The organism is Micromonospora sp. AMSO12t (genome assembly GCF_008806585.1).
Classification (GTDB): domain Bacteria; phylum Actinomycetota; class Actinomycetes; order Mycobacteriales; family Micromonosporaceae; genus Micromonospora; species Micromonospora reichwaldensis.
In genome coordinates this window covers 40,906-62,163 of sequence record NZ_WAAS01000004.1, presented here as the reverse complement: position 1 = coordinate 62,163, position 21,258 = coordinate 40,906, and the positions used below count along the sequence as shown (strand labels likewise).

At 76.3% G+C, this 21,258-nt stretch carries 1 protein-coding gene and 1 pseudogene; both read right to left on the bottom strand.

Going from position 1 to position 21,258, the window contains the following annotated elements; all coding sequences use genetic code 11:
• Nucleotides 1-19 precede the first annotated feature (19 nt).
• Nucleotides 20-10,831 (bottom strand): annotated as a pseudogene (locus F6X68_RS01345) (type I polyketide synthase); the annotation flags it as partial.
• Nucleotides 10,832-10,892: 61 nt separating this feature from the next.
• Nucleotides 10,893-21,257 carry a type I polyketide synthase gene (locus F6X68_RS01340; protein ID WP_151452498.1) on the bottom strand — a complete coding sequence of 3,455 codons (10,365 nt, stop codon included), beginning with the start codon at nt 21,255-21,257 and terminating at the stop codon, nt 10,893-10,895.
• Nucleotide 21,258: the final 1 nt, after the last annotated feature.

Sequence of the window (21,258 nt, the reverse complement as noted above, 5' to 3'; positions counted from 1 at the left end):
CCTCCTCAGCGCGTCCGGTTCAGGCGGCGCCGAGTTCGTCGTCGATGAACCGCAACAGCTCGTCGGCGGAGGCGGTCTTCAGCACCAGGCCCACGTCCGGTCCGTCGGGTTCGGCGTCCACGTCGGACCTGCCACGCCAATTCGACATCACGGCGTGCAACCGATCGGTAATCCGTGCCTTGACTGCGTCCTCCAGACCCGCCGCACCGGCCTGGGCGAACGAGCGTTCCAGCCGGTCCAGCTCGGCCAACAGCCCCGCGGCCGGGTCCACCTCGGCCGGGGCCAGCCCGGCCAGCAGGTGGTCGGTGAGCGCCGCGGCGGTCGGGTGGTCGAACACCATGGTGGCGGAGAGCTTCAGGCCGGTGGCCGCCTTCAGCCGGTTGCGGAACTCGACCGCGGTGAGCGAGTCGAAGCCCAGCTCGGTGAACGGCCGGTCGGGGTCCACCGCGCTCGCGCCGGCGTGCCCGAGCACGGCGGCGGCCTGTGCCTTGACGAACTCCAGCGCGGTGTGCCGTCGCTGCGGGCCGCTCTGGCTCGCCAGGTGGTCGCGCAGGGCGCCGGGCGACTGCGTCGCCTGTTCCACCGACCGTCGGGACGGGCCCCGCACCAGGCCACGCAGCAGCGCGGGCAGCAGGCCCGCCCGGCCCAGCTCGCGCAGCGCCGCCGGATCCATCGGCATCGGCACCAGCAGCGGCTCGTCGACCAGCTCCGCCGCGTCGTACAGCGCCATGCCCTGCTCCACCGACAGCTCCAGCAGGCCGACGCGGGCCATCCGGGCGCGGTCGTTGGCGTCGAGGTGCGCGGTCATCCCGCTCGCCTCGCTCCACAGGCCCCAGGCCAGCGAACGGGCGGGCAGCCCGGCCGCCCGGCGCCCCGCCACGAGCGCGTCCAGGAAGGTGTTCGCCGCCGCGTAGTTGCCCTGCCCGGGGCCGCCCATCGTGCCGGCCGCCGCGGAGAACACGACGAACTCGGCCAGCTCGGCGTCCAGGGTCAGCTCGTGCAGGTTGACCGCCGCGTCGACCTTGGGCCGCAGCACCGCGTCGACCTGCTCCGGGGTCAGCGCGGCGACCAGGCCGTCGTCGAGGACGCCCGCCGTGTGCACCACGGCGGTGAGCGGGTGCGCGGCGGGCACCCGGGCCAGGGTCTCGGCCAGCGCCGCGCGGTCCGCCGCGTCGCACGCCGCGACGGTGACCTCCGCGCCGTACGAGGTCAGCTCGGCCACCAGCTCGGCGGCCCCGGGGGCGTCCGGGCCACGACGGCTGGTCAGCAGGAGGTGCCGCACCCCGCGCCGGGTCACCAGGTGCCGTGCCAGCAGACCGCCGAGGGTGCCGGTGCCGCCCGTGACGAGCACCGTGCCGTCGGGGTCCCGCCGGGGCGGCGCGGTGAGCACGAGCTTGCCGACGTGCCGGGCCTTGGACATGAACCGGAACGCCTCCGGGGCGCGACGGATGTCGTACGGCCGCACCGGCAGCGGCGTGAGGTCGCCCGTCCCGAACAGGGCGACCACGTCGCGCAGGATCGCGCCGACCCGGTCCGGGTCGATGGCGAGCAGGTCGAACGCCTGGTAGGCGACGCCCGGGTGGTCGGCGGCGACCCGGTCCGGGTCCCGCACGTCGGTCTTGCCCATCTCGACGAACCGGCCGCCCGCGCGGAGCAGGCGCAGCGACGCGTCGACGAACTCCTTCGCCAGCGAGTCGATCACCACGTCGATGCCGGCCGCGCCGAAGCGCTCCTCGAACTCCAGGGTGCGGGAGTTGCCGATGTGCGTGTCCGGCAGCCCCATCGCGCGCAGCGCGTCCCACTTGCCGGTGCTGGCGGTGCCGTACACCTCCGCGCCGAGGTGCCGGGCGAGGCGGACCGCCGCCATGCCGACGCCACCTGCCGCGGCGTGCACCAGCACCCGCTCCCCCGGCTTGACCTGGGCGAGGTCGACAAGCGCGTAGTAGGCGGTGCAGAACGCGATCGGCGTCGACGCCGCCGTGGCGAACGACCAGCCCGACGGCACCGGCACGACCATCCGCGCGTCGGTGACCACCTCGGTGCCGAAGGCGCCGTAGAACAGGCCCATGACGCGGTCGCCGACCGCGACGCCGGTCACGTCCGGCCCGGTCTCGACGACCACGCCGGCGCCCTCGCCGCCCATCACGCCGCCGCCGGGGTACATGTCGAGGGCGATCAGCACGTCCCGGAAGTTCAGGCCGGCGGCCCGCATCGCGATGCGCACCTGGCCCGGCCCCAGCGGGCGCGGTTCCTCCGCCTCGGGCAGCAGCGCCAGGTTGTCCAGCGTGCCGCGTTCGGTGACGTCCAGCCGCCAGCGCTCGACCGGCGGCGCCGCCAGCGCGGGGCTGCTCGCCGCGCGGGCGAGCCGCGGGGCCAGCAGGACGCCGTCGCGGAGGGCGAGCTGCGGCTCGTCGGCCGCGACCGCCGCCGCGAGCGCCCGGTGCGGCTCGCGGTCGTCGACGTCGAGCAGGACGAAGCGGTCCGGGTGCTCGCTCTGGGCCGACCGGAGCAGGCCCCACACCGGCGAGCTGGGCAGGTCGGGGGCCGCCTCCTGCACGCTCACCGCGTCCCGGGTGACGACGACCAGCCGGGCGTCGGCGAACCGCTCGTCCGCGAGCCACTCGCGCAGCACCGCGAGGGTGTCGTGGACGACCCGGTGGGCCGCCCCGGCGGGGTCGTCGGCCGCGCCGGCCGCGCAGGGCAGCACGACCAGGGCGGGCGTCGGCGCGCCGTCGGCCATCCGGGCCCGCAGGGTCGCCAGGTCCGGGTAGGCGTCGGTGACGAGGCCGGCGTCCTGCGGCAGGGTGCACCCGCCGAGGGCCGCCCAGCGGGCGTCCGGCGCGGTCGCCGGCGCGGCGACCGGGGTCCACTCCAGGCGGAACAGGGCGTCGTGGTGCGTGCTCGGCTGCGCGGGGGCGCTGGCCTCCCGCAGCACCAGCGACTCGACCTCGGCGACCACGGTGTTGCTCTGGTCGGCGACGGTCACCGCGACCGTGTTCCGGCCGCGCGGACGCAGCCGGACGCGCAGCTCCGTCGCGCCGACGGCGTGCACGGAGACGCCGGTCCACTCGAACGGCAGCAGCGCCTCGGTGCCGCTGGTGACGAGCGCGAGCGGGTGCAGCGCGGCGTCGAGCAGCGCCGGGTGCAGGCCGTAACCGGCCGCCGTCCGGGCGGCCTCCGCCGGCAGGGCCACCTCGGCGAAGATCTCCTCGCCCTGCCGCCACACCCGGCGTACGCCCTGGAACGTCGGGCCGTAGGTGAGACCGGCCGCGGCCAGGGTGTCGTACAGCTCGTCGGACGGGACCGGCTCGGCCGCCGGCGGCCACGCGGTGTCGAAGCCGCCCGCCGGCTCCCCGGGGGCGAGCAGGCCGACGCCGTTGCGCACCCACGGCGCCGCGTCGGTGGCGACCCCGTCCGGCCGGGAGTGGACGGTCAGCTGCCGCTGCCCGTTCTCGTCGGGCGCGCCGACGCGCAGCTGCACCTGGACCCCGCCCTTCTCGGGCAGCACCAGGGGCGCGGTCAGGGTCAGCTCCTCGACCCGGCCGCAGTCGACCTCGTCGCCGGCGCGGACCGCGAGATCCACGAGCGCGGTCCCGGGCACGAACACCTGCCCGCCGACCCGGTGGTCGGCCAGCCACGGGTGCGCGGCCACCGAGATGCGGCCGGTGAACAGCAGGCCGTCGGTGTCGGCCAGCGCGACCGCCGCGCCGAGCAGCGGGTGCTCGGTGGCGGCGAGCCCCAGCCCGGCCGCGTCGGCGATGGCCGTGCCGACGGCCGGCCAGTACCGCTCGTGCTCGAACGGGTAGCCGGGCAGCCGGACCCGGCGCGCGCCGTCGACCCCCCACGTGGGGTGCACGCCGTGCACGTGCGCCTCGCCGAGGGAGAGCAGGAAGCGCGCCAGTCCCCCCTCGTCGCGGCGCAGCGAGCCGACCACGGTGGCGGTGGCCCCCGCGTCGTCGATGACGTCCTGCACGCCGATGGTGAGCACGGGGTGCGGGCTGACCTCGACGATCGTGGTGACGCCCGCGTCGAGCAGGGCCCGGACGGCGGGCTCGTACCAGACGGTCTGGCGCAGGTTGCGGTACCAGTACCCGGCGTCCATCGCGACGTCGTCCAGCCACCGGTCGTCCACTGTCGAGTAGAGCGGCACCTCGGGCCGGCGGGGCTCCAGCCCGGCCAGGACGTCGCGCAGCTCCTCGTGCAGCTCCTCCACGTACGCCGAGTGCGACGCGTAGTCCACGTCGATGCGCTTGGCGCGCACGCCGTCGCGCTGGCACTCGGCCAGCAGCTCGTCGAGGGCGTCCAGCTCGCCGGCCGCCACCGTCGAGCGCGGCCCGTTGACGGTCGCCACGGTCACCCGGCCGTCGAAGCGCTCCAGCCGGTCGCGCACCTCGGCCACCGGCAGCGGCACGGAGACCATGCCGCCCTTGCCGGACAGGCGCAGCAGCGCCCGGCTGCGCAGGGCGACGACCCTGGCCGCGTCCGCCACGGAGAGCGCGCCCGCCACGCAGGCGGCGGCGATCTCGCCCTGGGAGTGCCCCACCACGGCGGCGGGCTCGACCCCGTGGGAGCGCCACAGCTCGGCCAGCGACACCATGACGGCGAACAGGACGGGCTGGACGACGTCCACCCGGTCCAGCTCCTCCCCCTGCCGCAGGACGGCCTCCAGGGACCAGTCGACGTGCGGCGCCAGCGCGGCCTCGCACTCGGCCATCCGGGCGGCGAAGACCGGGGCGGTGTCGAGCAGCTCCACGGCCATGCCGATCCACTGCGAGCCCTGCCCGGGGAAGGAGAACGCCACCTTCCCCGGCGTGCCGGCGGCGACCCCGGTGGCCAGGTTCGGCGCGGGCTCCCCCGCGGCGAGCGCGGCGAGGCCGGCGCGCAACTCGTCGGCGCCGCCCACCACGACCGCGCGGCGCGGGTGGGTGGCCCGCAGCGACAGCGAGTACGCCAGGTCGCGGGGCGCCACCTCGGCCAGGAGCGGCTCGAGGTCGGCGGCCTGCCGGCGCAGCGCCCCGTCGGAGCGGGCGGAGAGCACGAGCGCGACCGGCCCGTCGTCGGGCGTCCGCTCGGCCTCGGGCGCCTCCGGTGCCTCCTCGATGACGAGGTGGGCGTTGGTGCCGCTGAACCCGAACGACGAGACGCCGCCGCGACGCGGTTGGCCGTTGCGGCCCCACGGCTGCGGTTCGGCGAGCAGCCGCACCCCGCCCGACCAGTCGACGTGCGCCGTCGGCTCGGCGACGTGCAGGGTCCGGGGCAGTTCGCCGTGCCGCAGCGCGAGCACCATCTTGATCACCCCGGCGACGCCGGCGGCGGCCTGGGTGTGCCCGATGTTCGACTTCACCGAGCCCAGCCAGAGCGGGCGCTCGGCGGCGCGGTCCCGGCCGTACGTGGCGAAGAGCGCGTCGACCTCGATGGGGTCGCCCAGCGTGGTGCCGGTGCCGTGCGCCTCGACGACGTCCACGTCGGCGGTGGAGAGCCCGGCGTCGGCGAGCGCCTGCCGGATGACCCGCTGCTGCGAGGGCCCGTTGGGGGCGGTCAGCCCGTTGGACGCGCCGTCCTGGTTGACCGCGGTCCCGCGTACCACGGCGAGGACCTCGTGGCCGGCGGCGAGCGCGTCGGAGAGCCGCTCCAGCACGACCACGCCGATGCCCTCGCCCCAGTTGGTGCCGTCCGCGCCGGCCGCGAACGCCTTGCAGCGCCCGTCCGGGGCGAGCCCGCGCATCCGGCTGAACTCCAGGAACGCGCCCGGCGTCGACATGGCGGTGACGCCGCCCGCGACCGCCATCGCGCACTCGCCAGAGCGCAGCGCCCGCACCGCCAGGTGCATCGCCACCAGCGACGACGAGCAGGCGGTGTCCACGGTCACGGCCGGGCCCTCCAGCCCCAGCACGTACGAGAGCCGACCGGAGAGGATGCTCGCGGCGTTGCCGGTGGCCATGAAGCCTTCCGCGCTCGCCCCGGCCGCCCCGGTGATCCGGGCGTAGTCGACGTTGTTGGCGCCGACGTACACGCCGGTCGCCGTGCCCCGCAGCCCGGTCGGGTCGATGCCTGCGTCCTCGAAGGCCGCCCAGGACGCCTCCAGCACCAGCCGCTGCTGCGGGTCCATGGCCTCCGCCTCGCGGGGGCTGATGCCGAAGAAGGCCGCGTCGAAGCCCGGCAGGTCGGCGAGGAAGCCGCCCTCGCGGACGTAGCTGGTCCCGGAGTGCTCCGGGTCGGGGTGGAACAGGCCGTCGAGGTCCCAGCCGCGGTCGGTGGGGAACGGGCCGATGCCGTCGCGCCCCTCGCGCAGCATCGCCCACAGCTCCTCGGGCGAGCTGACGCCCCCGGGGAAGCGGCAGCTCATGCCGACGATGGCGATCGGCTCGTCGGCGGCGACGGTGCCGACGACCACCTCGGTGCGACCGGTCTCCAGCAGGTGCTCGGCCAGCGCGACCGGGGTCGGGTAGTCGAAGGCGACGGCCGCGGAGAGCCGTACGCCGGTGGCCTCGACCATCCGGTTGCGGAACTCCACGGCGGTGACCGAGTCGAAGCCCAGTTCCTTGAACGCGGAGGCCGGCTCGACCGCCTCCGGGCCCGCGTAGCCGAGCGTGAGCGCGACCTGGGTGCGGACCAGCCCGACGACGTGGTCGAGGCGGTCCGCCTCGGGCAGGTCGGCGAGCCGGCGGGCGAAGTCCGACGAGGTGGAGGTCTCGGCCGGCTCCTCGTCGGCGACGGCCTCGGGGATGGTGTCGAAGAGCCGGCTCGGCCGCAGCGCGGTGAACGACGGCACGAAGGTGGCCCAGTCCACGTCGGCGAGCACGACGTCCGTGTCCCCGGCCGCCAGGGCCGTACGCATGGCCGCGACGGCCCGCTCCGGCGCCATCGGCGCCAGGCCCCGCTTGCGCAGCGAGGCCGAGATCTCGTCGTCCACCAGCGTGCTCTCGGCCCACGGTCCCCAGGCGAGGGCGGTGGCGACCTGACCCCGGGCGCGCCGTGCCTCGGCGAGGGCGCACAGGTGCGCGTTGCCGGCGGCGTAGGCGGCCTGGCCGCCGCTGCCCCAGACGCCGGCCACGGAGGAGAAGAGCACGAACTCGTCGAGGTCGCGATCCGCGAAGATCGCGTCGAGGTGGGTGGCGCCGGCGACCTTGGCGGAGACGACGTCGGCGTACTCGGCGAGGTCCATGTCGACGATGCCGGTGAGCTGGGCCAGCCCCGCCACGTGCACGACGGCACGCACGTCGGGGTAGCCGTCGACGACCGCCGCCAGGGCAGCCCGGTCGGCCACGTCGCAGGCGACGACGTCGACCTGCGCGCCCAGTCCGCGCAGCTCGTCGAGCGCCTCGGCGGGGGCGGTGCCGCGCCGGCTCAGCAGCACGAGCCGCTCGGCGCCGTGGCGCGCGTACAGGCGGGCGGCCTCGATGCCGAGGGTGCCGGTGCCGCCGGTGATCAGCACGGTGCCGGACGTGCCGCGCCAGCGCGGGGCGCCGGTCGCCGGCGCGCGGTGCAGCCGGCGGACGAACACCCCGTCCGGGCGCACCGCGACCTGGTCCTCCCCGATGCCGGCGAGCACGCCGGCCAGCGCGGCGGCGGCGCGCCCGTCCAGCTCGGCGGGCAGGTCGACCAGGCCGCCCCAGGTGTCGGGCAGCTCCAGCGCGGCGACCCGGCCGAGGCCCCACACCTGCGACTGGGCCACGCCGGTCACCGGGTCGGCCGGGGAGGTGGCGACGGCCCCCCGGGTGAGGCACCACAGCCTGGCGCCCCGCCCGGCGAGCGCGCGGATCAGGTCGAGGGTGGCGGCGGCGCCCGCCGGGACGCCGGGGTGGCCGGGCAGGGACGCCTCGTCGAGCGCGAGGAGGGAGACCACGCCGGCCGGTTCCGCGTCGAGGTGGCCGGCCAGGTCCGCCGGGCCGGTGGTGACGACCGTGGCGCCGTGCGCGGTGAGCGCGTCGGCCACCGCTGCGCCCGCGTCGCCCGGCGCCGCCGGGTCGGCGACCACCAGCAGCCAGGTGCCGGTCAGCGCCGCCGGGGTGCCGCCGGGGCGGCGCTCCCAGCGGGCCTCGTAGCGCCAGCGGTCCAGCGCGGAGCGCTCCTGCCGTCCCCTGCGCCACGCGGAGAGCGCGGGCAGGACCGACGCCAGGGGCGCCTGCGGGTCCACGTCGAGAGTGGTGACCACCGTGTCGAGGTCACCGCTGTCCACCGCCGCCCACAGGCCGTCGTCGTCGCCGGCCTGGCCGGAGCCGGCCGGGTCCACGCTGTCCTGCCAGAAACGCTCGTGCTGGAAGGGGTACGTCGGCAGGTCCACCCAGGACCGTCCGGACCGGCGGTAGAACGCCTCCGGGTCCAGCGCGACGCCTCGGGTCTCCAGCCGCGCCAGCGCCTCCACCAGGGCACTCGGCTCGTCGCGGTCCCGGCGCAGCACCGGCGCGGCCAGCACGTCGCCGTCCAGGCAGTCCGCCGCCATGGTGGCGAGCACCGAGTCCGGGCCCAGTTCGAGGAACGTCGTGGCGCCGGTCGCGGCGGCGGCGCGTACCGCGTCCGCGAAGCGTACGGTCGCGCGGACCTGCCCGACCCAGTAGTCGGGCGTCGCCAGCTCGTCGCCCGCGGGCGCGCCGGTGACCGTCGAGACCAGCGGGATCGTCGGCGGCGCGTACGAGATCGTCTCGGCCACCGCCCGGAACTGCGCGAGCATCGGGTCCATCAGCGGCGAGTGGAAGGCGTGCGACACGGTCAGCCGCCGGGTGCGGCGGTCGGCGAACCGCGCGGCCACCGCCGCCACCGCCTCCTCGGTGCCGGAGACGACCACCGAGTCCGGGCCGTTGACGGCGGCGATGTCGGCGTCCGCGCCGAGCAGCGGCGCGACCTCGTCCTCGGTGGCCTGTACGGCGAGCATCGCCCCGCCCGCCGGCAGCGCCTGCATCAGCCGGCCCCGGGCGGCGACCAGGCGGGCCGCGTCGGCGAGCGTGAACACCCCCGCGACGTGCGCGGCGGCCAGCTCGCCGATCGAGTGCCCGGCCAGGACCGAGGGGGTGACGCCCCACGACCGGACGAGCCGGTAGAGAGCCACCTCGACGGCGAACAGGGCGGGCTGGGTCCAGCCGGTCAGGTGCAGGTCCTCGGTGTCGAGGACGTCGCGCAGCGGCCGGTCCAGGTGCGGGTCCAGGGCGGCGCACACCTCGTCGAACGCCGCCGCGAACTCCGGGTACACCGCGTACAGCCCGCGGCCCATGCCGAGCCGCTGCGCGCCCTGCCCGGAGAAGAGCATCGCGACCCCGCCGTCGGCCACCCGGCCGCGGACCAGGTTGGCGGCCTGCTCGTCGCGGGCCAGGGCGCCCAGGCCGGCGGCCAGTTCCTCGGCGGTGCCGCCGAGCACCGCGGCCCGGTGCGCGAAGCGGGACCGGGTGGTGGCCAGGGCGTAACCCAGCTCGGCCGGTTCCACCTGCGACACCACGGCGGCGAGCCGCCGCGCCTGGTCCCGCAGCGCGTTGGTGTCGCGGGCGGTGAGCAGCAGCGACGTCACCGGCGCGGCGGCCGGCTCGGGCGCGGCGGCGGCGTCCGGCGCCTGCTCCACGATCACGTGGGCGTTGGTGCCGCTGAACCCGAACGACGAGACCGCGGCCCGGCGCGGCTGCCCGGTCTGCGGCCACTCGGTGGCGGCGGTCAGCAGCCGTACGTTGCCGGCCGTCCAGTCGACCTGGTCCGACGGCTGCTCGGCGTGCAGCGTCGCGGGCAGGACGCCGCGCCTGATCGCCTCCACCATCTTGATGACCCCGGCAACCCCGGCCGCGGCCTGGGTGTGGCCGATGTTCGACTTCACCGAGCCGAGCCAGAGCGGGTCCTCCCGGTCCTGGCCGTACGTGGCGAGCAGCGCCTGCGCCTCGATCGGGTCGCCCAGGGTGGTGCCGGTGCCGTGCCCCTCGACCACGTCGACCTGGCGCGTCGACAGGCCCGCGTCGACCAGCGCGGCCTCGATGACCCGCTGCTGCGACGGCCCGTTGGGCGCGGTCAGCCCGTTCGACGCGCCGTCCTGGTTGACCGCGGAGCCCCGTACGACCGCCAGGACGCGGTGGCCGTGCTCGATCGCGTCCGACAGCCGCTCGACCAGCAGCACGCCGGCGCCCTCGGCGAACCCGGTGCCGTCGGCGTCCGCCGAGTACGAGCGGCACCGCCCGTCCGGCGACAGGCCACGCTGGCGGGAGAACTCGACGAACGTCAGCGGCGTCGCCATGACCGAGACGCCGCCGACGAGCGCGAGCGTGCAGTCGCCCCGGCGCAGCGCCTGGATCGCCAGGTGCAGCGCGACGAGCGACGACGAGCAGGCGGTGTCGACGGTGACCGCCGGCCCCTCCAGCCCCAGCGTGTAGGCGACCCGGCCGGAGACCACGCTGCCGGAGCTGTTGCTGCCCGCGTAGTCGTGGTACATCAGGCCGGTGAACACGCCGGTCGGGCTGCCGGCGAGCGAGGTGGGGTCGATGCCGGCGCGTTCCAGGGTCTCCCACGCGACCTCCAGCAGCAGCCGCTGCTGGGGGTCCAGGCCGACCGCCTCGCGGGGGCTGATGCCGAAGAACGTGGGGTCGAAGTCCGCCGCGTCGTACAGGAAACCGCCGCGCGAGGTGTACGAGGTGCCCTCCCGCTGCGACTGGGGGTCGTACAGCGACTCCAGGTCCCAGCCGCGGTCGGTCGGGAACGCGCCGGTGGCGTCGGTTCCGGACTCCACCAGCCGCCACAGGTCCTCGGGGCTCGTCACGCCGCCGGGGTAGCGGCAGGCCATGCCGACGATCGCGACCGGCTCGTGCGCGGACGCCTCCACCTCGTGCAGGCGCTGCCGGGTCTTCTGCAGGTCGACCGTGACCCGCTTCAGGTAGTCCCGGAGCTTGTCCTCGTTGGCCACTACGGTCGCCCTCCTCGCACTGTCATGAGATCCCCAGCTCGCTGTCGATGAGAGCGAAGACCTCGTCGTCGGTCGCGGAATCGATGTCGTTGCCGGTGGACGCCGGCTCGCCGCCCAGCTTCGAGAGCACGTCGCGCAGCCGCAGCGTCAGCCGGGTGCGGGACTGCTCGTCGACGTCCGACAGGACCGCCTCGAGGCGGTCGAGTTCGGCGAACGCGGCCAGCACCGCGTTGGTGTCGCCCGCCTCGCCGGAGAGTTCGGCCCGCAGGTACGCGGCGAGGGCCTTCGACGTGGGGTGGTCGAACACCAGCGTCGCGGGCAGTCGCAGCCCGGTCGCCGCGTTCACCCGGTTGCGCAGCTCGACCGCGGTGAGCGAGTCGAAGCCGAGCTCGTTGAACGGCCGGTCGGCGGCGACCGCGCCGGGGTCCGGGTAGGCCAGCACCCCTGCCACCTGGGTACGCACCAGGTCGAGCAGGATCGCCTCGGCCTCCTCGGCGTCCCGGCCGGCGAGCCGCTGCCGCAGCGCGTCGGCCGCTCCCGCGTCGGCGTCGGCCGTCCGCCTGGCGGGCACCCGGACCAGCCCGCTCAGCACCGGTGGCACCATGCCCGCGACGGCGCGTTCCCGCAGGGCCCGGTGGTCGAGCTTGATGGGCGCCACCATGCCCCCGGTGTGCAGCGCCGCGTCGAAGAGCTCCAGCGCCTCCTCGACGGGGAGCGCGCCGACGCCGGAGCGCGACATGCGCCGCAGGTCGGCCTCGGTCAGCTGCTCCGCCATGCCCGCCTGCTCCCAGCGGCCCCAGGCCAGCGACACGGCCGGCAGGCCGTTCGCCCGCCGGTGCTGGGCGAGCGCGTCCAGGTAGGCGTTGCCGGCGGCGTAGTTGCCCTGGCCGGGGCCGCCGAGCACCCCGGAGGCCGACGAGAACAGCACGAACGCGGTCAGGTCCCCGGTCAGCTCGTGCAGGTTCGTCGCGGCGTCGACCTTGGGCCGCAGCACCCGGTCGACCCGCTCAGGGGTGAGCGAGGAGATGACGGCGTCGTCGACGACGCCGGCCGTGTGCACCACCCCGCGCACCGGGTGCGCCGCCAGCAGCCCGGCGAGGGCGGCCCGGTCGGCGACGTCGCACGCGGCGACGGTGACCTCGGCCCCCAGTGCGACGAGTTCGTCGCGCAGCTCGGCCGCGCCCTCGGCGGCGGGGCCGCTGCGGCTGACCAGCAACAGCTCGCGTACGCCGTGCCGGGTGACCAGGTGCCGGGCGACGAGCCGGCCGAGCGCGCCGGTGGCGCCGGTGACCAGGACGGTCCCCTCGAACGCGGTCGCGGCGGTCTCGTCGGTGGCGCCGGCCCGCGCCAGGCGGGGCACCAGGACGTCGGCGCCGCGGACGGCGAGCTGCGGCTCGTCGGAGCCGAGCGCGGCCGACAGACCGGTCCCGGCGGCCCGGTCGTCGTCGACGTCGACCAGGACGAACCGGTCGCCGTGTTCGGACTGGGCGGAGCGGACCAGGCCCCAGGCCGCCGCCCCGGCGAGGTCGGTGACGTCGTCCTCGGGCCGGGTGGCCACCGCGCCACCGGTCAGGACGGCGAGGCGGGCGGCGGCGAACCGCTCGTCGGCGAGCCACTTCTGCGCCAGGGCGAGGATCTGGTGGGTGGCCGCACGGGCCCGCGCGTCCTCCGCTACGCCCCGGTCCGGGGCGCACCGCGCCACCACCACCTCGGGCACCGCGGCGCCGGCGGCGACGGCGGCGGCGAGGGCCGCCAGGTCCGGGTACGCGGTCGCGTCGAGGCCGTCGATCCGCTCCCCGAGCACCGCGAGGGTGCGCGGCCGGGGCGTCCCGGTCAGCGGCGTCCAGTCCAGGCGCAGCAGCGACTCGTGCCGGTCGCGGCGCAGCGCCGCCAGCTGTTCGGGCGACACCGGGCGTACCGCCAGCGCCTCGACGGAGGCCACCGGGGCGCCGGTCGCGTCGGCCAGGGTGATGGCCGCCGTGCCGTCGCCCGGCACGATCCGGGCCCGCAGCCGGTCTGCGCCCGCCGCGTGCACGGTGAATCCGCGCCACGAGAACGGCAGCACCGGGTCGCCGTCGCCGGTCGACGCCACCGCGTGCAGGACGGCGTCCAGCAGCGCCGGGTGCAGGCCGAAGCGGCCGGCGTCGTCGTGGGCCTGCTCGGGCAGGGTGAGCTCCGCGAACACCTCGTCGCCGCGCCGCCACGCCGCGGTCAGGCCCTGGAAGACCGGGCCGTAGCGCAGGCCGCGCGCGAACAGGTCGTCGTAGGCCGTGGAGACGTCGACCGGCTCCGCGTCCGGCGGCCAGGCGCGCAGGTCGGCGCCGGCGGCCCCGGCCGGGGTCAGCCGGCCCACCGCGTGGGTGGTCCACCCGTCCCCGTCCTCGGTCCGCGAGTGGACGCCCACCTCCCGGCCGCCGTCCGACGCCGGTTCGCCCACCGTCACCCGCACCTGGACGCCGCCGGAGTCCGGCAGTACGAGCGGCGCCTCCAACGTCAGCTCCTCGACGCGCGGGCAGCCGACCTCGCGGCCGGTGTGGGCCGCCAGCTCGACCAGCGCCGCACCGGGCAGCAGCACCAGGTCCGCCACCGCGTGGTCGGCCAGCCACGGGTGGGTGGTCAGCGCGAGGCGGCCGGTGAAGACCGCGCCGCCGTCCGGCAGCTCGACCGCCGCGCCCAGCAGCGGGTGGTTCGCCCGCGTCTGGCCCAGCCCGCTCGCGTCGCCGGTGCCGGCGCCCGGCCGGGGCCAGTACGGCTGGTGCTGGAACGCGGACGTGGGCAGTTCGACGGTCCGCCCCGGCACCACCGAGGGCCAGTCGACGGGCGTGCCGCGCACCGCGAGCCGGGCGAGCGCGGTGGCCACGGTCTCGGGCTCGGCGCGGCCCTTGCGGCACGCCGGGATCCACTCGCCGTCGGCCACGTTGCGCCCGAGCGCGGTCAGCACCGCGTCGGGGCCGATCTCCAGGAAGGTGGTGGCCCCGGACGCGGCCAGCGTGGCGACCGCGTCGGCGTACCGGACCGGTTCGCGCACCTGCCGCACCCAGTGCTCGGCGTCCAGCGTGGTGGGCTCGCCCGTGACGGTCGAGACCAGCGCGACGGCCGGCTCCCGGCAGTCCACCTGGGCCACCACCGCGCGGTACTCGTCGAGCATGGGGTCCATCAGCGGCGAGTGGAACGCGTGCGACACGGTCAGCCGCCGCGCCCTGCGGCCCTTCCCCGACAGCTTCTCGGCCACGGCCAGGGTGGCGGTCTCGTCGCCGGAGAGCACCACCGACTCCGGCCCGTTCACGGCGGCGATCGCCACGGCGTCGGAGAGCAGCGGGACGACCTCGTCCTCGGTGGCACGTACGGCCACCATCGCGCCACCGGTCGGCAGCGCCTGCATCAGCCGGCCCCGCGCCGCGACGACCTTCGCGGCGTCGGCCAGCGACCAGACCCCCGCCACGTGCGCCGCCGCCAACTCACCGATCGAGTGCCCCGCCACGAAGTCCGGCCGCACCCCCCACGACTCGAACAACCGGAACAGCGCCACCTCCACCGCGAACAACGCCGGCTGCGCCCACCCCGTCTGATGCACCTCCTCGGAGCCCAACACCTCCCGCAACGGCCGCTCCAGGTGCCGGTCCAGTTCCCCGCACACCTCGTCGAACGCCGCCGCGAACGCGGGGAAGGCCATCAGCTCCGCCGTCATGCCGACCCGCTGCGACCCCTGACCGGTGAAGACCATGGCGAGCTTCCCGCCGTCGGCCGTGCCGGTCACCACCTCGTCGCCGAGCAGCACCGCGCGGTGCGCGAACCCGGCCCGCCCGGTGGCGAGGGTGTACGCGACGTCGACCGGGCGCAGCGTCGGGTCGGCGGCGACGTGGGCGCGCAGCCGCGGGATCTGCTCCCGCAGCCCCTCCTCGGTCCGCGCCGAGAGCAACCACGGCGTGAACGGCACGGCCGGCTCGTCGGCCGGCGGCGCCGGGTCGGCCTGCTCCAGTACGACATGGGCGTTGGTGCCGCTGATGCCGAAGGACGACACGGCGGCCCGCAGCGGGCGGTCGGCGGCGGTGAGCGGGACGGTCTCCGAGGCGACGCGTACCGCGCCGGCGGACCAGTCCACGTGCGGCGAGGGCTCGTCCACGTGCAGGGTCTGCGGGAGCACGCCGTGCCGCAGCGCCAGCACCATCTTCATGATGCCGGCGACCCCGGCGGCGGCCTGCGTGTGCCCGAGGTTCGACTTGACCGAACCGAGCAGCACGGGCGTGGCCCGGTCCTGGCCGTACGTGGCGAGGACGGCCTGCGCCTCGATCGGGTCGCCCAGGGTGGTGCCGGTGCCGTGCGCCTCGACCACGTCGACCTCGGACGGCGACAGCCGCGCGTCGGCCAGGGCGGCCCGGATCACCCGCTGCTGCGACGGCCCGTTGGGTGCGGTGAGCCCGTTGGAGGCGCCGTCGGAGTTGACGGCCGAGCCGCGCACCACGGCCAGTACGGGGTGCCCGTGGCGCCGGGCGTCGGAGAGCCGCTCGACCACCAGCACGCCGACGCCCTCGGAGAGCGACGTGCCGTCGGCCGCGCCCGCGAACGACTTGCACCGCCCGTCGGGGGCGAGGTTGCGCTGCCGGGAGAACTCCAGGAAGGTGCCCGGCGTCGACATCACCGACACGCCACCGGCGAGCGCGAGGGAGCACTCCCCGTTGCGCAGCGCGGAGATGGCGAGGTGCAGGGCGACCAGCGACGACGAGCAGGCGGTGTCGACGGTCATCGTCGGGCCCTCCAGCCCGAGCGTGTACGAGATCCGGCCGGAGATGACGCCGCCGGAGTTGCCGGTGGAGAGGAACCCGTCGACCGACTCGGCGGAGGCGCTCAGCACGGTGCCGTAGTCGTTGTACATGACGCCCGCGTACACCCCGGTCCGGCTGCCGCGCAGCCTGGTCGGGTCGATGCCGGCCCGCTCCAGCGCCTCCCACGAGGTCTCCAGCAGCAGCCGCTGCTGCGGGTCCATCGCCAGCGCCTCGCGCGGGGAGATGCCGAAGAAGCCGGGGTCGAAGTGGGCCGCGTCGTGGAGGAAGCCGCCCTGGTCGACGTAGCTGGTGCCCGACGTGTCCGGGTCGGGGTCGAAGAGCGCGTCGAGGTTCCATCCCCGGTTGCCGGGGAACGGCCCGATCGCGTCGCCGCCGCCGACCAGCAGCCGCCACAGGTCCTCGGGCGTACGCACGTCGCCGGGGAAGCGGCAGGCCATGCCGACGATCGCGACCGGCTCGTGGTCGTGCCGGGTCACGGCGACGTCCGCCGTCGCGGTCCGCCCGCCGGCCAACTGCGACACCAGGTAGCCGGCCAGCGCCTCCGGCGTCGGGTAGTCGAACACCAGGGTCGCCGGCAGCCGCAGCCCGGTCGCCACGCCGAGCTGGTTGCGCAGGTCGAGCGCGGTGAGCGAGTCGAAGCCCAGTTCCTTGAAGGGGCGTCCGGCCGGCAGCTTGTCCGCCCGGGCGTAGCCGAGGACGGACGCGACCCGGGTGAGCACCACCTCCAGCACGACCTCGGCCCAGCGCTCGCCGGGCACCTCGGCCAGCCGCTGGGCGAGGGAGGAGCCGCCCACCGCCCGGCGGGCCGGGGCGCGGACCAGGCCGCGCAGCAGCTCCGGCGGTTCCCGGTCGTCGCGGCCGAACGCGGCGAGGTCCACCGGCACCGGCGCGAGCAGCGCGTCGGCCGACCGGACGGCGGCGTCGAACAGGGCCAGGCCGTCCTTGCTGGACAGCTCGCTCATGCCGCTGCGCGCCATCCGGCCCAGCTGCGCGCCGCCCACGTCGGCGGTCATCTCGCTGCGCTCGGCCCACAGCCCCCAGGCGAGCGAGTGGGCGGGCAGTCCCGCGGCCCGGCGCCGCGCCGCGAGCGCGTCGAGCAGCGCGTTCGCGGCGGCGTAGGCGCCCTGGCCGGGGCTGCCGAAGATGCCGGCGGCCGAGGAGAACAGCACGAAGGCGGTGACGTCCCCGGCCAGCTCGTGCAGATGCCAGGCCGCGTCCACCTTGGGTCGCAGCACCGCGGCCAGCTGGTCGGGGGTGAGCGTGGCGATGGTGGCGTCGCCCATCACGCCCGCCGTGTGCACGACGCCGGTGACCGGGTGGTCCGCCAGCAGCGCCGCGACCTGGTCGCGGTCGGCGACGTCGCACGCCAGCACCGTCACGGTCGCGCCCAGCTCGGCGAGTTCGTCGCGCAGTTCCTCCGCGCCGGCGGCGGCGAGGCCGCGGCGGCTGGTCAGCACGAGGTCGCGTACGCCGTGCCCGGTGACCAGGTGGCGGGCGACCAGCCCGCCCAGGGTGCCGGTGCCGCCGGTGACGAGCACCCGGCTGTCCGGGCCGAACACCGCCGGCCCGGCGACGTCCTGCTCGGGCACCCGGGCCAGGCGGGGCGCGCGCACCACGCCGTCGCGGACGGTGAGCACCGGCTCGCCCGTCGCCAGCGCCGCCGCCACCAGTTCGTCGGCGGTGTCGTCGGCCTCCAGCAGGACGATCCGCTCCGGGTTCTCCGCCTGCGCGGAGCGGACCAGGCCGTGCACCGCCGCGCCGGCGAGGTCGTCCGGGCGGGTCACCACGACGAGCCTGGTCTCGGCCTGGCGGGGATCGGCGAGCCACTGCTGGATCGTGCTCAGCGCGTACGCCGTGAGGTCGGGCACCGCGGCGATGCCGGGCGCGTCGGAGAAGCACGGCAGGAAGAGCGTGTCGGCGGCCACGTCGGCCAGCGCCACCGGCGGCGCGCCGAAGACCGCCGTGTCGCCCAGCGTCTGCCACGTGCCGCGCTCGCCCCGGCCGGCGGGCAGCGGCACGTGCTCCAGCCGGAACAGCGCCTCGACGAAGCCGCTGCGTCCCTTGAGCGCCTGCGGGGCCACCGTGCGTACGGTGAGCGCCGCCACGGAGGCGACCGGGGCGCCCGTGTGGTCCGCGAGGAGCAGGGCCGCGCTGTCCGCCCCCGTCCTGGTGAGCCGGACGCGCAGGCTCGTCGCGCCGGCCCCGTGCAGCGTCACGCCGTTCCACGAGAACGGCAGCTTCGCCGCCCCGTCCCCGACGTCCGCGGCGAGCGCGTGCAGGGCGACGTCGAACAGCGCCGGGTGCAGGCCGAACCCGTCGACGTCGACGCCCTGCGGCAGGGCCACCTCGGCGTACGTCTCGTCGCCGCGCCGCCACGCGGCCCGCAGGCCCTGGAACACCGGGCCGTACCGCAGGCCGAGCCCGGCGAGCCGGTCGTACAGGTCGCCGAGGTCGACGGCCAGCGCGTCGGCGGGCGGCCACTCGGTGAGGTGCTCCCCCGCTGTCGTGGCGGCGGCGAGGACACCGGTGGCGTGCCGGGTCCACATGCCGATCCTCGCCTCGGTGTCGGTCTGCCCGTAGACGCCGAGCGCGCGGCGGCCGTGCTCGTCCGGTGCCTCGACGGTGAGCCGCAGGGCCACCCCGCCGTGTGCCGGCACGACGAGCGGGGCGGTGATGACGAGTTCCTCGACGGCCGGGCAGCCGACCTCGTCGCCGGCGCGGACGGCCAGTTCGACAAGCGCCGTGCCGGGCAGCAGGACGGTGTCCAGGACGGCGTGGTCGGCCAGCCACGGGTGCGTCTCCAGGCTGATCCGGCCGGCGAGCACGACGAGGTCCCGTTCCGGGACGGTGAGCGCGGCGCCGAGCAGCGGGTGACCGACGACGTCGATGCCGAGGCCGCGGGCGTCCACGGCGGACGCCGCCGCGAGCTGCCAGTACCGCTGGTGCTGGAACGCGTACGTCGGCAGCGGGGCCGGGACGCCGCGGGTGTGCGGGGACCAGTCGACGGCGACCCCGCGCACGTACGCCTCGGCCAGGGAGAGCAGGAAGCGCGACAGGCCGCCCTCGTCGCGCCGCAGCGAGCCGACGAGCGCGGCCGGGGCGTCGGCGCGGTCCAGGATCTCGCGTACCCCCATGCCGAGCACGGGGTGGGGGCTGATCTCCACGAGGACGTCGTGCCCGTCGGCGAGCAGGCGGTCGATGGCGTCCTCGAACCGGACCGTGCCGCGCAGGTTCGCGTACCAGTAGTCGGCGTCGAGGGTCGCGGTGTCGACGACCTCGCCGGTGAGCGTGGAGTACAGCGGCACGTCGGCGCTTCGCGGCCGCACCTCGGCGAGGACGTGCAGCAGCTCGTCCCGGATGGCCTCGACCTGCGCGGAGTGCGAGGCGTAGTCCACGGGGATCATCCGCATCCGCACGCCGTCGGCCTCGCACGCGGCCAGCAGCTCGGCGAGGGCGTCGGGCTCGCCGGAGACGACGGTGGCGGCGGGACCGTTGACCGCCGCGACGGAGATCCGCTCGCCCCACCGGGCGAGCAGCGCCTCCACGTCCGCCCGGGGCGCCGCCACCGAGGCCATGCCGCCGCGACCGGCCAGCCCGGCGGCGATCGCCCGGCTGCGCAGCGCGACCACCCGGGCGCCGTCGTCGAGGGTGAGCGCGCCAGCGACGACGGCGGCGGCGATCTCGCCCTGCGAGTGCCCCACCACGGCGGCGGGCCGCACGCCGTACGAGCGCCACAGCGCCGCGAGCGACACCATCACGGCGAACAGCACGGGCTGCACCACGTCCACCCGGTCGAGCGACGGCGCGCCGGGCACGCCCCGGACGACGTCCAGCAGCGACCAGTCGGTGAACGCGTCGACGGCCCGCGCGCACTCGTCCATCCGGTCCGCGAACACCTCGGCGGTGTCCATCAGCTCGACGGCCATGCCCGCCCACTGCGAGCCCTGGCCGGGGAACATGAAGACGACCCGGGGCTCGTCGCCCAGCACGGCGCCGGTGGCGACGGTCGGCCCGGGTTCGTCCGCCGCGACGGCGGCCAGGCCGGCCCGCAGCTCGGCGGGGTCCGCGCCGACCACGACCGCCCGGTGCTCGAACCGGGCGCGGGTCGCCAGGGCGGCGGCGACGTCGGCCGGGGCGGCGGGGTGCAGGTCGAGGTGGGCTGCCAGCCGGGCCGCCTGCTCGCGCCGGGCCTCAGGCGTACGGCCGGACACCACCCAGGGCACCGGCCCGGTCGCCGCCACGGTGGGCTGCGCGGCCTCCGGCGCGGGCGGCTCCTCGATGATCACGTGGGCGTTGGTGCCGCTCACGCCGAACGACGAGACGCCGGCGCGGGCCGGCTCCGCGCCCCGGGGCCAGGCGACGGCCTCGGTCAGCAGGTCAACCGAGCCCTCGGTCCAGTCGACCTGGTCGCTGGGGGCGTCCACGTGCAGCGTCTTCGGCAGCAGCCGGTGCCGCATGGCGAGCACCATCTTGATGATGCCGCCGACGCCGGCGGCGGCCTGGGTGTGACCGATGTTGGACTTGACCGAGCCGAGCCACAGCGGCCGGTCCCGGTCCTGGCCGTAGGTGGCGAGGATGGCCTGGGCCTCGATCGGGTCGCCGAGGGTGGTGCCGGTGCCGTGCGCCTCGACCACGTCGATCTGGTTGGCCGACAGCCGCGCGTTGGCCAGCGCCGCCTGGATGACCCGCTGCTGCGCCGGCCCGTTCGGGGCGGTCAGGCCGTTGGAGGCGCCGTCCTGGTTGACCGCCGTCCCGCGGACGACGCCGAGCACCTGGTGCCCGTTGCGCCGGGCGTCGGAGAGCCGCTCCACGATCAGCATGCCGACGCCCTCGGCGAAGCCGGTGCCGTCGGCGGCGGCGGCGAAGGACTTGCACCGGCCGTCCGGCGACAGCCCGCGCTGCTTGGAGAACGCGACGTAGGTCTCCGGGGTCGCCATCACGGTGACCCCGCCGGCGAGCGCGAGCGAGCACTCGCCGTTGCGCAGGGCCTGCACGGCCAGGTGCAGGGCCACCAGCGACGACGAGCACGCGGTGTCGACGGTGACGGCGGGCCCCTCCAGCCCGAAGGTGTACGCCACCCGGCCGGAGGCGATCGCGCCGGTGGCGTTGTTCTCCGCGTAGTCGTGGTACATCATCCCGGCGAAGACGCCCGTGTCGCTGCCGCGCAGCCCGGTCGGGTCGATGCCGGCGTTCTCGAGGGCCTCCCACGAGGTCTCCAGCAGCAGCCGCTGCTGCGGGTCCATCGTCAACGCCTCGCGCGGGCTGATCCCGAAGAACTCCGGGTCGAACTGGGCCGCGTCGTGCAGGAAGCCGCCCTCGCGGGTGTACGACCGCCCCGGCGTGCCGGGCGTGGGGTCGTAGAGTTCCGCGACGTTCCAGCCGCGGTCGGTGGGGAAGCCGGTGATGCCGTCCCCGCCGGCGGCGACGAGGTCCCACAGGTCGTCGGGGTTCCGCACCCCACCCGGGTAGCGGCAGGCCATGCCGACGATGGCGATCGGCTCGCGCAGCGTCGAGTTGAGCTTGCGGTTCTGCTCCCGCAGCCACTCGTTCTCCTTGAGCGAGGCCCGCAGCGCGGTGACGAGCTTCTCCTCCGAGTTGGCCATG

What these genes read in the sequence shown, in the direction of transcription:
- F6X68_RS01340 (WP_151452498.1), bottom strand. Translation starts at nt 21,257, where the DNA reads ATGGCCAACTCGGAGGAGAAGCTCGTCACCGCGCTGCGGGCCTCGCTC.